Raw genomic sequence first — 14,923 nt, forward strand, 5'->3', positions numbered from 1 at the left:
GTCAGTGCAGGAGGAGGCAGGCGTCCCATCCGGTCGTGGTGGTGGTTGCGGTGGCGAGGCGGGTGCCGGTGGTGCCGTCGAGAAGTCCGGCGGGTTCGTCGGCGGTGGTGGAGCTGGTGGTGTGTTGGTGCAGGCGGGTCAGCGGCGTGACGGGTGTCGGGGTGAGTGCGTCGGCGGCGATGCGCCGGCCGGTGGCGAGGAGGCCGGCGGTGCCGTGGCAGAGGCTGCGGTCGGTGAGTCGGCAGGTCTGTGCGGGGTCGTTCATACAGGTGGCAAAGGCGGTGTCGGCGAGGTGCCGTCGGCCGGTGTCGTGCAGGGCAATACCGGCCAACTGCTGGGCGCGGGCGATGCCGGGGGTGCCGTAGCACCAGGAGGGCCGCAACGGTTGCAGCTGGGCCGGTGTGCCCCGGTGCAGGTCGTCAAGCGTGAGGGTTTGCGGCCACCAGGTGGCGCTGTCGGTGTGCTGCTGCCACCGGTCCAGCCAGTCGCATAATCGGGTGATCGCGGTGGTGTGTCCGTTGACCCTGATGCCGTCGCGGTGGGTGAGGGCGAGTAGGGCGAGGGGTCCGGTGATGCCGTGGGCGAGGCCGTGGTTGGCATGGCCCCCGGGTGGTGGCGGCTGGTGGCGGTCGGGTCCGTTGTGGCACCACCAGCCGGGGAGGTCGTCGACCGGTTCGGTGAGGCGGACCAGGTAGTCGAGGACGTGGCGGAGCAGGTCGTGGTCGCCGAGGCGGCGCAGGGCGACGCCGAGGCCGGTCAGGCCACGGATGAGGTCGTACTCGGCGTAGTGCGGCCGGCGGCGGGAGTCGATGCGGCGGTGAGCGGCGTCGAGGCGTCGGCGGGTCACGGTGGCGGTGCCGGTCGCAGCGATGGTTCGGGCCCGCGCGAGCCGGGGGTGGTCGGCGGTGGCGAGGACGAAGGCGAGCGCGGGTGCGCCGTGGAAGAGGCTGGCGCCGTCGGCGATGCTGACGCCGTCGGCGGTGGCTTCCCGTAGGGCGGCGTACGCGGCCGGCCAGTCGCCGGTTTCCAGGTGCAGCAGTGCGGCCCCGGCCGCGCCGTCGGCGAGGGACTGCCCGCTGCTCATGAGGTCGCCTGGTGGGTCCGGGCGACGGCGCGGGCCAGCCGCAGGCAGTGCCGTTCGGAGGCGGTGTCGACGCCGATCATGCGGGCGTGGTGCAGGTGCAGCAGGTCAGCCAGCACCTGGTCGAGGTCGAGGCCGGCCGTGTGGGCGAGGTCCCGGTAGGCGGCCAGGGCTGCCGCGCGGTCATCGTCGTGGTGTGGGGTGCGGGCGAGGTCGAGTTGGGTGGGGTCGAGTCGCGGACCGCTGCGGTGCGGGACGCGGTCGGTGAGCCAGCGCGGCCCGTCGCAGGTGAACGCGTCAGCGATGGCGATCATGCCGGCGGCGGTGGCGGCTTGGCGGTCCGCACCGCGGACGCGGTCGCCGGTCAGCCTCAGCAGCGCCGCGTGGGAGTCAGCGGCGAACACGGCCTCGGCGGCGGCGAGCATGGGTCCGGTGCCGTGGCGGGTCTCGGGCCGGTAGGTGTGCAGGCTGTAGTCGTGCAGAACACGGTCGTGTTCCAGCCGGCGTGTCCACTCGGCGAGGCACCCGGCGACGTCGGCGAATCTCGCCGTGTCGAGCAGTGGGATGCGTAGCCGCAGGTGGGGTTCGGGGTCCGGGTAGCGCAGGAACCACCAGCCCACCGGCAGGACGGGTGCGGTCTGTCGGGTGAGGTCGGTGAGGATGTCGTCGAGCCGCCCGTACAGCCGGGTTTCCAGCCACGGCGACGCCGGTCCGGGCCGGTGCGCCGCGGCGGTCACGGCTCGGACCGGCCGGGTGGGTCGGGTGGCTGTTGGGGTGTCGGTGAGGGTGAGCAGGATTTCGGCGGGCCGGTCGCCGATCCAGCCGGCCGGTCCGGGCGCTTCGGTGACGACGGTACGGGGATGCCGGTCGAGGTGGCGGCGCAGCACGATGAGGTGGGTGTCGTCGTCGAGGTTCAGGCGCAGCCGCACGTCATCGCCGCTGCCGAGCAGGATCTCGGCCGGGAGCTGATGGTGGTCGCGGTACCGCTGCCAGGCGTCGCGCCACACCGGCCAGGACACACCGGGTGGGAGGGTACGCCGGTCGATGATCCAGCGGGCGGGGTGCAGCACACTGCGTCCGTGCCGGATCCGGGGAAGGAACGGCAGGTCGTGAACCTGTCCCCAGTCGAACCTGCCACAGGGTGCCGTCCACGCCGTCGAGATCTCGGTCAGGAACCGCGTCAACGGCTGCTGCAGATCGGGCAGCAGCACGCTGTTGAACAGCAACGGCTCGACCGGCCTGCCGCTGCTACGGGATACCAGCCACAGCCGGCGGCCGTCACCGGCAACGGCGAGATCCGCGACCGTGTACGGCGGGTCAGGGTGGAAGTCCCCGACGGGCAGGACGGGCAGCAGCTCCGGTGCCCGCGCGAGCGGGGTCAGACGCGGGTCCAGCGGCGGCCCGGACAGCTGCACCGCGTCCGCGTCGGGCGACACGGTCGGCAGACTGCGATATGTCTGCTGGAACGACGCCAACTCGCCGGGGGTGAGCAGGTGCAGGAACCGTCCGGCGGACACCCCGGCGTGGCGGGCGCCGCTGACCACCGTCAACGTGAACCTGCCCTGGTCCAGATCCCGCAGGGTCGCGGCCGCGAGCGTGAACCGCAACTCCGTGTGCGGCGTCGGCGGCCGGTCGTCGTCTCCCCGTAGCCGGCCGACCAGGTCGTCGTCGAGGACGACCTCCGCCCGGCCGTCGACCGCCGACCGCTGAGCCAGGTGGGCGAGTAGCCGGTCACGGGCCGAGAACCCCGCCGGCACACGGCGGGTCGACCCCCGGTAGCCGGCGGGGAAACCCAGCACGGTCACCACGTCCCGCAGCGGCACGGCCGCGCCCGGACCCCACCGCTGGATGAACGCGCCGTGGTACTCCACCCACCCGGGCGCGGGCGGTGCCACCGCCGCCAACGTCGCTGCGGCCCGACCCGCCTCCCGCAGGACCGCCGCTGGCAGCGTCACCGACGCGTCCAGACGCATATCGGCCGAGACCGGGCCGCCGGGGTCGGGGACCTCGACGTGGCGGGCCAGGTGGGCCACCGGGTCGGTGACCGTCATCGCCGGACGCAGCTCCGATAGCAGCACCCCCGACCGCACCAGTCCGGCCAGCATCCGCTCGGCCGCAGCCACCCCGGCCTTCGACGGACCGCCGACCCGCTCCGCCAACACCGTGAAGGCGATCGGGCGGGCGGCGGCGTCGATCGCCGCCCGCACCGGCCCGGTCAACCCGACCTCGACGTCCCACCTGCGGTCACCGTCGGCGTGGACGCAGGGCACCACCCACACTCCGCCACGCCGGTACCCCACCGCGTTCGTCACCACCGCCACACCCCGCAGCACGGCCACGTCCTGCTCCGCGCGGACGGTGACCTCAGCGACGAACTCCCCGTCCGGGCGCACGACCACCCGGTGCACCCCACCCCACCGCACAGCGGCGTGGGCGCCGAACTCGACCGGCGCCACCCCGGCGAAGACACCGAACGGCGTCGCCCGCGTCGTCCACCGCAGCAGATACCGCACGACCGTCTCGACCAGGCGACGCCACCGGCGACCCGACATCGGCTCGCCGGCCACCGCCCGGCCGACCCGTTCAGCGAGCTCCGGCGCGGCGCAGGCGACCGCCGCCGGAAACCCCGGCAACGCCCACACCTGCGTCAGCCACCCCTGCCACAGCTCCGGCTGCTCTGAAGTCAGGTCGGGCCAGGACGGCACTGTCAGTCCGTCCGGATAGGCGGCGGCTCTGACCAGGGCCGCACCCGCCGCAGGAACCACGACACACCCCCGGAAGAAAAGAGGGTCCGGCGTCCGTGGACGCCGGGCCCGAAACGGCGTCGAATCCGTACTACTTGCCGCCGCCGGAGCAGGCGTTCGACCCGGTGTTACCCGAGCCGCAGTTGTCGTCGGTGTTGGTGGCGTACCCGCCCGTGGCGGGGCCGGCGTCGACCAGGGTGATGTCCAGGTCGAACTCCTCGATTTCCGTAATCTCCATCCGCGTTTTCCCTTCTCATGCGGGGTTGAAAGTGAGGACGACGCGGCTGTGCCGCTTGTCCAGCACCGTCCCGGCCGGCAGGTCACCGTCGGGAGTAGCCGCGGGCAGCACCTGCAACGCCGGGGACGGCTCGCCGCCGTCCACCCAGTCGTGCATGTGCGCCACCATCCGCTCCGCCGCCGCGGCGGCGTCCGACCCGTGCGCGCACGCACCCACATCGAACCGGTCACCGGTCCAGGCGAGCGCCGACCGGTAGGAGAAGGTGCCCTCGTGCAGCGCGGCCGGCGTGCCGAACCGCCACGCGGGCGCCACCACGCCCGCGTCGACCGCTTCCTGCTGCGCCGACAGCACCACGAACTGATCCACCTCAGCGGACAGACGCACCGCCAGCCACAGATCCAGATCCGCCAGCACGGTACGGGGCGGCAGACTCACCCCGGCCCACACCTGCTCACGCGGCTGCGACAGCAACCCCGCGACCGACTCCGCCGACACCGGTTGGTCCTCGTCCAGCCGCAGATGCACCCCGTCGGCGATGTCGACATAGCGCACCTCGTGCGCCCCGGTGCCCTGCATCGCCACGAAACCACACAGGCGCTGACTGTGGCTTACCAGCCGGTCACCGACCCGACGCAGCGCCCACGACCGGGTCATCCCGAACGTCCGCAACGGCACCACCAACACGCCGTCCTCGGCGAGCTGCGCGATCCATGACTCCGGGACATCCCACGCCCCCGCCGTCACGATGATCAGGTCGAACCGGCGACGCGGCTCGATCAGCTGCTCGGCGTCGGCGCACACCACCGTCACATCGCCGTAGCCCGCCGCCGCCAAACAGGCCACCGCCCGCTCCGTCACATCCGGATCGATGTCCACCGTCGTCACCGAACCCGACGGGCCCACCAGCTCCCGCAGCAGCGACGCGTTGTAGCCACCCGAACCGACCTCCAACACGTGCCGACCGAGCAGGCCGCCGTCGAAGGCGTCAGCAGCCTGACCCAGCATCTCGGCGATCAGCCACGGCGCCGACACCGAACTGACGGTCTCGGCACCCCGCCGCTTCGTGATGACCGCGTTGTCACCCCGGTACGCCTCCTCCAACGGCACACCCGGCGTGTACAACTCACGCGGCACCGCCCGCAACGCCGCCTCCACCTCCGGCCGCATCGTCAGACCCTTCGCCGCATGATCAGCGACCAACCCATCCACCATCGCCGCCCGCAGACCATCGCTGGTCACCATGTCGACACTCATCCGCTACGCCACTCCCCATCTGTCGCGGCCGTCCATCTGGACGACCCGTCGGTCGGATCGCTGCCCGGTCCTGAACACATCTTCGCGACCACCATCTGAAGCCCCACCGTTCCCAGCAGGTCGCGGTGATCGTGCGCCACAATCCCCAGACGCAGACAAGGTGCTGGATCAAAGGTTGGTCGCATCTACTCAACGCCTGAACGTCGATGTCGAACACCCTCGACACGAATCTTCGACAACGTCCCGCCACTCTGTCTGGGCCGGCCGGGATACCGCTGCGCGGGCCGGGTGTGACCCCGGTCTCCGTTGTCGGCTAGTGTCGACGTGCCGTGAGGGGTACGTGGCGAATGGTGATCGGCACTGCGATGACGGTGGAGGGCTTTCCTCGTGGATCCGCAGCAGCTCAGTGACGTGAAGCGGGCGCTTGGACGTCGGCTCGCCGGATGGCGTAGGACGCGCGGGCTCACCCAGGATGACGTGGCACGGCGGGTACACAGCACTCGCAGCACCGTGGGCAACGTCGAATGCGGCCGGCAGGTGGTTGACCGGGTCTTCTGGGTACAGTGCGACTCGCTCCTCGATGCCGGCAGCGAACTGATCTCCGGCTACGACGAATACCGGGCTCTCGAAGCACGGCTTAAGGATGAGAAGGCCGAGGCGGCTCGTCAGGCGCGGTGGAAAGCTGTCGACCCCCGGGTGCTGGCGCAGGCGAGTCCAGCGGAGGTCCCCGGCGCTCGTGCGCTGGCGGCATCACCTGCTGGCGGGCGCCTCTCCCAGGGTGATGGTCACGACCGTGTAGGGACCGGCTCGTCGGTGGGTGGCGACGACGTTGACGGGTTGCGTCGCTCGCTCAATGAGTTATTGAGTTCGGGATCGATGACCTCGGTCGGGCTGGACGAGTGGGAACAGGTCGTCGCCGGGCACGGCCGTGCGACGCGAGACCGCCCAACCGCTGTGCTGCTCGCCGAGTTCGTCGCTGACCTCGGCGAGTTGAGAGAGGTCATCGGACGTCATCCGTCGGCTTCCACCCTGCGTCGCGTGACCAGGATGGCCGCGCAAATGTCGGGTCTGATGTGCCTTGTCCTGTGTAGGGTCGATGACCGGTCGGCCGCACACCGATGGGCACGCACCGCTCGGCTCGCCGCCGTCGAAGCAGGAGACCCGGTGACGCGCTCCTGGGTACTCGCTCAGGAAGCACATGTCTACTACTACGGCGCGGACTTCCGGGAGACGATCGACCTCGCGCGGCACGCGCAGGAGATCGCCGGGCAGGCGTCGGTGGGAACCGCCTTGGCGGCGGCGGTCGAAGCACGGGCGTACGCCGCGACGGGACAGCGCGAGCAGACCCGGACCGCGTTGGGACGCGCCGAGGACGTCTTGTCCCGCCTTGGCGGAGACGACCTCAATTCCTCCGCGTTCGGCTACAGCGAGGCCCAGCTGCGATTCCATGAGCAGAACGCCTACACCCGTCTGGGCGATGTCGAGGCGGCACTCGCCGTCCAGGATCGCGCGCTGGAGCTCTGCCCACCCGCCGACTACACCGACTGGGCACTGACCCGACTGGATCGCGCCAATTGTCTGACTGTCACGGGCCATGCGTCCGACGCTCTGGACCAGATCGCGGACACGATCGGCAGCCTCGACGAGGCGAAGCGTCAGGGCATAATCGCCGAGCGGGCACGTCATGTCCTTGACGCGCTGCCCGCGACGCAACGTTCCGCGTCGACCGCAGGCGACCTGCGAGCGCTGTTGACGACGACCAAATAGGAAGGCTTAAGGTCCGTGACCCGCATAGCACCCGTCGATCCAGCCCACGTGGACGCGCTCGCCGCGCTCCTGCAGGAACTAGACACGTTCTACGGCGAGACCGCAGTCGAGCCGTACGAGGTGCGTATCCGCCAGATCAACGAGGCGCTGTTCGGTGACCCTCCCCTTGCCCACGCCGCACTCGCCTGGAACGCCCGGGAACTCGTCGGGCTCGCGACGTACTCCTTTCTGTGGCCGGCTGTCGGCCTGACCCGTTCCCTCTACCTCAAAGAGCTGTACGTAGCGGAAGCAGCCAGAGGCCAGGGAATCGGGAAGCAACTTATGGACCACCTCGCCAAGGTGGCAGTGGCGAACAACTGCAGCCGACTCGAGTGGACCACCGACCGGGACAACACCCACGCCCAGCGCTTCTACGCGCGCCTCGGCGTCACCCGCAACGACAACAAGATCTTCTACCGACTCGACAACCCGATGCCGCTGATGTCCGAAGGCATGTGACCTGGCCGCGGAAGTCTCAACGTTGAAGACTTCGACAACCGGCTGGGCTGCTGACAACCGACAGAAAAGGCACTCACCCGAAGTTGGCTCGCCCGGTCGTACGCGGCGACGAACCGGCTGGCAGAAGCCGGTGCCGAAGGCAGCCGCGCCCTGACTTTGGCCGTCGCGACCTCGGCTGCCAGGGCGATGACCTCCTTGAGCCACCTCCACACCCGGCTTGCCGGCGCAACGGGATCCATCGAGGTCGTCGAGTTCCGCAATGCCTTCTCCGTCGTCGCGTCAACGACCAGACTGTGATCATGGACTTGATCTCCACCGCGACCACCACGGACGAGGCTCACCGGGCCGCCGACGTCGCCGTCCTCCCGGTGGGCAGCTTCGAACAACACGGCACCCACCTTCCGCTGATCACCGACACCATCATCGCCTGCGCGATCGCGAAAGCCGCCGCGACCGCCTACGACCTGATGCTCCTTCCCCCGGTGACCATCAGCTGCTCGCAGGAACACACCGGATGGCCCGGCACCGTCAGCATCCGCTCCTCCACCCTGACCCACATCATCACCGACATCGCGCATTCGCTACAGCAGGCCGGCGTCGACCGGTTGATCGTGGTCAACGGCCACGGCGGCAACTACGTACTGTCCAACATCGTCCAGGAAGCCAACGCCGACAGACGACGCATGGCCCTGTACCCAAGGAGGCAAGACTGGGAAACCGCCCGCCAGCACGCCGGCCTCGACAGCACCAGCCACGACGACATGCACGCCGGCGAGATCGAAACCTCCCTGCTCCTGCACCTGTGCCCCGAACTCGTCCGATCCGGGTTCCAGACCGCCGACCATCTCACCGAACGACCCGACCTCCTGGTACTCGGCATGCGCGGCTACACCCACACCGGCGTCATCGGCGCACCATCCACCGCCACCGCCACCAAAGGCATGGCCGTCCTCGACAGCCTGACCACCACCTTCGCCACCAGCATCGCGATCCTCCAACAGCACACCCAACCCTGACCGGTCACGACCGCAGCCCGCTGCGCCTCGCCGACCGCCGTAGCGCTCGAGCGCAGAGCCGACCACACAACGACGGACCGCAGTGGGGATGGACTGCCGGGTGCGGCAAGATCAGCGTGCGCCACGTTCAATTGCCCGGCCGGCGTCGACCACCCGCCGACCGGCTTCGACGTTCGCCACGGTGCCGCGGGTGCTGTAGACCAGCCCCGCGATGTCCTTCCGCGCGATCCCACGGCCGTACGTAGCTCGCCGAGCTTCCGGTCGAGCGATTGCTCCGCGCCCTGCAGCTGTCGTTGATCAACCTCGCGATGGTCTTCGGCCGTGGCCGGTACCGTCCATTCGATAAACGTCCCGTCAGCCGTGGTTGGCGCCTGGCGAGTTGACCGCAGCCGATGGTGGATGCGCGATCCGGGGCCCGGCTGTATCTGGATATGCGTCGACTAGGGCTGGCGTCGCAGTTGTCCGCGTGTCTGGCCAATGGCAGTGCGAGCGGACACATTAGTCCGGCGCTGTCGATACCTCTCGACACCAAGGTCCCGGCACGACCCCGAGGCAAGGACGTGACCTTGGCGAGGTTCGACATCTCGCGAGTCGACACTCGGCCGAACAGGCCAAAGCCATGAAGCGTCCGCGGCTGCGGTAGCCCCAGCGTCGAAGGTTCGTGTCGAGGCTGTTCGACACCCACCGCCTTGCCCAGGCTGTTCGCAGCAAGTCGATCAGCGCTCGGGTCTACCGCGTGCCGCCGACCAGCGGGTAATTGCAGCGGACTTCGGCGGCCAGCCGCGTACCTAGCGTGACCGCTGGCCGCCCCGTCAGACAGCCTGCCGTGCCGGTGTCCCCCGTCACCGGCACGGCAGGCCCACCACACGCCGCACCAGTCGAAGGGTGAAGTCATGTTGCCACCTAGCGGGCTGCGGGTCGCCCTCGCCGCCTCCCTGGCCTGCGCGACCGGGCCGAACCCCCACCTGTCGGCCCTCGATCTGCGCGACCGGCGAGCCGCGTCTCGCCAGCCGTTCACGCCGTGGACGGGACGGCACCCTCGATGACCGTCTACCAGTCCGGTACCGGTCGGCGGTCGGTGTTGTCGTTGCCGGTTGATCGTCGGTTGTTGGCGGATGAGTTCTTCCTGATGGCGCATCACGACGTGTCGGGTCAGTTGCGGGTGACGGCGCGGATCGCCGGGTTGGGGGTGGCGGCTGCGGTGTTGGCGGATCTGGTCGTGGCGGGGGTGTTGGTGGTGACGCCGTCGGGGCATCTGGCGTGTCCGGAACCGGGGGTGCGGCTGGTCGGGTTGGAGCGGCAGATCGTGGCCTGGGTGGCGGCTGAGCCGGGTCAGCCGGTTCCGGTGTGGCTCGACGTTCTCGCGGATGTGTCGGTGCCGGCGATCGGTCAGCGGTTGGCCGACGCGGGGGTGGTGCGTCCGGTGCGGGTCCGGCGGCTGGTGACGGTCCGGACGGTGTGGGAGCCGGCGGACATGAACGTGGCGGCGTGGCCGTGGGCCCGGTTGTCGACCCGGATCGGCCGCGGCGACCGGTTGGACCAGTTCGACAGCGTTCTGGCGCGGTTGTGTGTCGCCGCTGGTGTCGAGGGCCGGTTCCTCGGCGGTGAGCCGCGGGCTCGGCAGCGTCTGGACCGGTTGTTGAGCCTGGTGCCGGCGCAGGTCGACGCCCTGTTGTGGGAGTTGTCGGCGGCGGTCGGTCGGGCTGTGCTGGGTGGTCGGACCTGACCACCGTCTGCCCTGTTCAGGCGTCTGCTCAGGCACCCTGCCCGCCCTTTTCTCTGACCTGCCTCCGTCTCGTCTGGTTCTTGTCTTTTCTTGGGGGATCGTTGTGTCGGTTTCGTTTGGTGTGCCGCGTCCGCGTCGGGGTGGTGTCGCCGCCGCGTTGGCCAGGTCGCGGCTGGGTGTGCCGCAGGTGGTGTTCTTTGTCCTGGCGGCTGCGGCGCCGATGACGGTGGTCGCGTCGGCGGTGCCGACCGCGTACGCGGTGACCGGCCTGTCGGGGGTGCCGGTCGCGTACGCGGCGACCGCCGCCGTGATGGTGGTGTTCGCGGTCGGCTACGTCGCGATGTCGCGGCATGTCGTCAACGCCGGGTCGATGTACTCGTACGTCGCGCACGCTCTCGGCCCGGCCTGTGGGGTGGCGGCGGCGTTCGTCGCGGTGGTCGCCTACAACCTGATGCAGATCGGCCTGTACGGGGCGTTCGGTGTCGTCACGGCCGCGACCGTGTCGGCGGTGGCCGGTGTCGGCGTGTCGTGGTGGGTGTGGGCGCTCGGCGGCTGGCTGCTGGTCGCGGTGCTGGGGTTGGCGCGGGTCGACCTCAACGGCCGGGTCCTGGGTGTGCTGCTGGTCGCGGAGATCACCGTGGTGGTGGTCTTCGACACCGTGATGGCTACCCACCCCGCCGCAGGCGGGGGACTAGCGTTGCACGGGTTGGCGCCGGGGCATCTGGCGGTGCCGGGGATGGCGGCGATCCTCGTCGGCGGGATCGCCGGCTACGTCGGTGTCGAGGCCACCACCGTCCTCGCGGAGGAGACCCGCGACCCCGGCCGTACGGTCGCGCACGCCACCTACACTGCGATCGCCGTCACCGCCGTGTTGTATGCGGGGTCGGCGTGGGCGATGCAGACCGCCGCCGGCCCCACCCAGATCATCGACGCCGCCACCCGCCATGGGCCGGAGTTGATGTTCGTGCTGGTCGACGGCCACCTCCCACGCCTGTTCGTGGACGTGGGCCGGTTGCTGCTGGTGACGAGCCTGTTCGCCGCTCTGTTGGCCTTCCACAACATGGTCGCCCGCTATTTGTTCGCGTTGGGCCGTGAGCAGGTCCTTCCCGCCGCGCTGGGGCGTACCAGCGGGCGGACCGGGGCGCCGCGGCTCGGTTCGCTGGCCCAGACCGGCGTGGCCGGCCTCGTCATCGTGGTCTACGCCCTGGCCGGCCTGGATCCGATCGTTCATCTGTTCTTCTGGCTGACCGTCACCGGCGGCCTGGGCGTGTTGATCCTGATGACCGCGACCAGCCTCGCCGTCCTCGTCTACTTTCGTCACGACCGCCGGGGTGAGTCCCGCTGGTCGACCGCGTTCGCTCCGGGCGTCGCGCTCAATCTGCTGGTGTTCATCCTCGGCGGCACTCTCATCGGTTTCGGTGACCTCCTCGACGCCCCGCCCGGCTCGCCGGCCCGGTGGGCGCTGCCCGGCCTCTACGCCGCCGCCGTCACCGCCGGCCTGGCATGGGCCGCCGTCCTGCACCGCACCCGCCGCCATGTCTACGCCACCGTCGGCGCGGGCGCCGACGCCGCGACCCGCCCCACCACCCACCCGACGCCCGCCGTCCGTAAGGAGATCCGTCGGTGACCACCACCCCCACCACGACCGTGATCCGTGTCGCCGACCGCCACGACATCCCCGCACTCACGGCGACCCTGGTCGAGGCGTTCGTCGGCACTCCCGACGCCGTCTGGCTCATCCCCGACCCGGCCGAACGCCGACACGTCTACCAGCGACTCTGCCCGGCGATCCTCACCCACGCCATGACCTCGGGCACCGTGTACACCAGCGGCGACCACGCCGGCGCCGCCGTCTGGCTGCCCCATACCATCGCCCACGACCTCGATCCCCACCACACCGCCCTCATCGACCGGATCGCCGGCCAACACGCTCCACGGTTCGCCCGCCTCGCCGCCGTGCTGCACCACCACACCCCGCGCCGCCCCCACACCTACCTCGCCTACCTCGGCGTCACACCCGACCGGCAGCGCCACGGCCTCGGCACCGCCCTGCTCGCCCACCGGCACACCACCTGCGACACCGCCGGCACCCCCGTCCACCTCGTCGCCACCACCACCGACGCCCGACGCCTCTACCAACGGCACGGCTACTACGACACCACACCGACGCCGGTCCACCTGCCCGACGGCGGACCACCCCTGTGGCCCATGTGGCGCCAACCCCGACCCGCCGGCCGACCCGCCCCCACCGGCACCCACTGATGACCGACACACCCACCGCCACCATGACCCGACAGCCCACCATCGACACCCGGCGGCCGACGCTCGCCCGGATCGTCAACTACTGGGCCGGCGGCAAGGACCACTTCGCCGCCGACCGCACCCTCGCCGACCACATCACCGCAGCCCATCCCGGCATCCCCCACAGCTACCGGGCCGCCCGACAGGCCGCCGCCCACACCGTCGCGGCCCTCGCCGCCGACGGGATACGCCAGTTCGTCGACCTCAACCCCGGGCTGCCCGACCCTGGCGGCGCCGACACCCACACCATCGCCCAACACGTCGCCCCGACCAGCACCATCGTGTACGTCGACCACGATCCGCTCGTCCTCGCCCACTGCAGGGCCCTGCACACCAGCCACCCCGCCGGAAGGGTGATCGTGGTCGACGCCGACCCCACCCGACCAGCGCACCTGGCCACCGCCGTCACCGCCCACATCGACCCGGCGGAGCCGGTCGCCGTCATGGCCACCAGCGTCGCCCACCACCTCGCGGACCACCACCTCCACGACCTGGCCGGCCACCTCGCCCAGCGTCTACCCGCCCACAGCGTCCTGGTGGTCACCATCCACACCCACCCCGTCGACCACCGGCTCCGGGCCGCGCGGCACCACCTCGTCGCGGCGGGAATCCCCTACCACCACCGCAGCCCCGACCACACCGCCGCCCTACTCCACCAACCCGGCCTCACCACCCCACACCCTCCGCCGCCGAACCCGGACGCCACCAACCACTCCCGCGGCACCACAGCCGCCGTCCTCATCGCCCATATCAACCCCCGCGCCCGCTGACCGACCCGCCCCTCCCCGCCACATCCGAGGAACCCACCCCGCCATGACCCGCCAACCACACCGAACCCCCGACCGCACATCTACCGGCCCCGCACCCCGCCACTGACCCCCCATGGCCGCCGAATACCGCCTCTACACCACCGCCACCACACCCGCCGCCACCGTCCTGAACCTGATCGGAGCCACGCTGCACGCGCAACCGGTCGAGATCGGCCTCGCCCGCGACGGCCTCACCGTCCAGGCCCGGCCCCTGCACCCCGACGACGACCTCGCCGGCTCCTACGGCCAACACCACGCCCGCCTCGAAGTCCTCTACCGCCACCGGCCCCACCACACCAACGCCGACCAGGAAACCGCCGACATCATCAACAGCGTCGTCACCCTCCTACGAACACACCCCGGCGACGCCACCCTCGTCCACCACGAACAGATCGTCCTGCGCCACCACGCAGGCCACACCACCATCAACACCGACTGGGCCGGATGGCACGAAACCCCCACCCTCCACTGGTACCGCGACGCCATCCCCGGCCGAAGCATGCCCACCAGCCACACCTTCCGCGGCGACGTCCTCAACCGTGAGCAGATCATCGACCTCCTCACCCGACGCCGCACCAACCCGGTCAGCGTCCGCCTCGGCGAGCGCCACCTCGTCGGCGTCGTCAACATCACCTACGACACCCGACACCACGAAATCGTCCTCGACCTCGACCCCATCGCCCTCGACGACATCCTCACCGCCCTCACCACCGACCACCCCCAGCCACGTCCGGCAGGCCCGGAGTAACCGTGCTGCCCATCCTCACCGCCGACGACGGCCCACCCGACGACCCCCACGGCGACAACACCTTGCGCGACGTCCTCGCCCTGTCCGCCCCGTCGGCCGCGCGGCCCTACCTCCCCGCGCGGTGTCTGACCCGGCTCACTGCTGATCAGGAGTTACCACTCGTGCCCAGTTTCATCTTCGATGCTGCCGGCACCGCGCCGCTGCTCATGCACAACGCGCGGTTGGTCGATCCCCTCGACACCATCGTGCGGCAGATCCGGCCCATCTCGGCCAAGGCGAAGAAGACCGACGACGACCACGCCGAGATCGCCCAGCTGGAATGGCTCGGCGGCCTCTACCACGACCCCGACGTCGGTCCGTTCATCCCGGCACCGAACCTGACCAAATGCCTGGTCGAGGGCGCCCGCCTGTCACGCGACGGCAAGAAGGTCGAACGCGGTGTGCTGATCGAAACGATGAAGGTCCCGGTGCTGTACGAGGGTCCCCGGGATCCCGCCGCCCTCTACGCCGACACCCGCCACGTCCACCGCGCCCCCGTCAAGGTCGGCAACGCCCGCGTCATGCGCACCCGACCGGTGTTTCCCCGCTGGCGGTTACAGGCCCGCGGCGTCTACGACCCCGCCGTCATCAACCTGGCCGATCTGCGTAACGCCGCCCACACCGCCGGAGCGTTGATCGGACTCGGCGACGGACGGCCCACCTACGGCCGGTTCGTCGGCACCCTCGACGGCACGGACTGAC

The 14,923-nt window shown here is 70.5% G+C and carries 13 protein-coding genes; 9 read left to right on the forward strand and 4 right to left on the reverse strand.

Going from position 1 to position 14,923, the window contains the following annotated elements:
• Nucleotide 1: 1 nt before the first annotated feature.
• The 4 genes from ACFHVL_RS12665 to fxlM all read right to left on the reverse strand — a co-directional run bounded on the left by ACFHVL_RS12665 (nucleotide 2) and on the right by fxlM (nucleotide 5,317).
• Nucleotides 2-1,084, reverse strand: a complete 1,083-nt coding sequence (locus ACFHVL_RS12665) for a lanthionine synthetase C family protein (RefSeq protein ID WP_416627839.1) — start codon at nucleotides 1,082-1,084, stop codon at nucleotides 2-4.
• A complete protein-coding gene (locus ACFHVL_RS12670) occupies nucleotides 1,081-3,846 on the reverse strand; it encodes a lantibiotic dehydratase (RefSeq protein WP_416627840.1) in 2,766 nt (921 codons plus the stop codon). The genes ACFHVL_RS12665 and ACFHVL_RS12670 overlap by 4 nt, the downstream gene beginning before the upstream one ends.
• A gap of 70 nt (nucleotides 3,847-3,916) precedes the next feature.
• A complete protein-coding gene (locus tag ACFHVL_RS12675) occupies nucleotides 3,917-4,063 on the reverse strand; it encodes an FxLD family lanthipeptide (protein ID WP_416627841.1) in 147 nt (48 codons plus the stop codon).
• Between the two features lie 15 nt (nucleotides 4,064-4,078).
• Nucleotides 4,079-5,317: a methyltransferase, FxLD system gene (fxlM, locus tag ACFHVL_RS12680; RefSeq protein ID WP_416627842.1), complete on the reverse strand. Its 1,239-nt coding sequence runs from the start codon at nucleotides 5,315-5,317 to the stop codon at nucleotides 4,079-4,081.
• Between the two features lie 387 nt (nucleotides 5,318-5,704).
• Between fxlM and ACFHVL_RS12685 the strand changes: the two genes are divergently transcribed.
• The 9 genes from ACFHVL_RS12685 (at nucleotide 5,705) to ACFHVL_RS12725 (ending at nucleotide 14,922) form a co-directional block, all read left to right on the forward strand.
• On the forward strand, nucleotides 5,705-7,084 hold the full coding sequence (locus ACFHVL_RS12685) for a helix-turn-helix domain-containing protein (RefSeq protein ID WP_416627843.1): 1,380 nt from the start codon (nucleotides 5,705-5,707) through the stop codon (nucleotides 7,082-7,084).
• 15 nt (nucleotides 7,085-7,099) lie between these two features.
• Nucleotides 7,100-7,582, forward strand: a complete 483-nt coding sequence (locus ACFHVL_RS12690) for a GNAT family N-acetyltransferase (RefSeq protein WP_416627844.1) — start codon at nucleotides 7,100-7,102, stop codon at nucleotides 7,580-7,582.
• Nucleotides 7,583-7,881: 299 nt separating this feature from the next.
• Entirely contained in the window at nucleotides 7,882-8,598 is a 717-nt protein-coding gene (locus ACFHVL_RS12695) for a creatininase family protein (protein ID WP_416627845.1), read from the forward strand.
• A 1,042-nt stretch (nucleotides 8,599-9,640) separates the two neighbouring features.
• Complete coding sequence (locus ACFHVL_RS12700) at nucleotides 9,641-10,324, forward strand: GOLPH3/VPS74 family protein (RefSeq protein ID WP_416627846.1); 684 nt, start codon at nucleotides 9,641-9,643, stop codon at nucleotides 10,322-10,324.
• A 103-nt stretch (nucleotides 10,325-10,427) separates the two neighbouring features.
• Nucleotides 10,428-11,951: an APC family permease gene (locus ACFHVL_RS12705; RefSeq protein WP_416627847.1), complete on the forward strand. Its 1,524-nt coding sequence runs from the start codon at nucleotides 10,428-10,430 to the stop codon at nucleotides 11,949-11,951.
• Nucleotides 11,948-12,586 (forward strand): GNAT family N-acetyltransferase, encoded by a 639-nt coding sequence (locus ACFHVL_RS12710; RefSeq protein WP_416627848.1) that lies wholly within the window; start codon nucleotides 11,948-11,950, stop codon nucleotides 12,584-12,586. The genes ACFHVL_RS12705 and ACFHVL_RS12710 overlap by 4 nt, the downstream gene beginning before the upstream one ends.
• Nucleotides 12,586-13,395, forward strand: coding sequence for an SAM-dependent methyltransferase (locus ACFHVL_RS12715; RefSeq protein WP_416627849.1), 810 nt, complete (start codon nucleotides 12,586-12,588; stop codon nucleotides 13,393-13,395). The genes ACFHVL_RS12710 and ACFHVL_RS12715 overlap by 1 nt, the downstream gene beginning before the upstream one ends.
• 112 nt (nucleotides 13,396-13,507) lie before the next feature.
• Nucleotides 13,508-14,182: a SitI3 family protein gene (locus ACFHVL_RS12720; protein ID WP_416627850.1), complete on the forward strand. Its 675-nt coding sequence runs from the start codon at nucleotides 13,508-13,510 to the stop codon at nucleotides 14,180-14,182.
• Between the two features lie 2 nt (nucleotides 14,183-14,184).
• The gene (locus ACFHVL_RS12725; protein WP_416627851.1) at nucleotides 14,185-14,922 is read left to right on the forward strand and encodes a hypothetical protein; all 738 of its coding nucleotides are present in this window, start codon (nucleotides 14,185-14,187) and stop codon (nucleotides 14,920-14,922) included.
• The last annotated feature ends 1 nt before the right edge of the window (nucleotide 14,923 follow it).

Origin of the sequence: Micromonospora sp. LOL_023 (genome assembly GCF_048060115.1) — a bacterium.
Taxonomy (GTDB): domain Bacteria; phylum Actinomycetota; class Actinomycetes; order Mycobacteriales; family Micromonosporaceae; genus Micromonospora_E.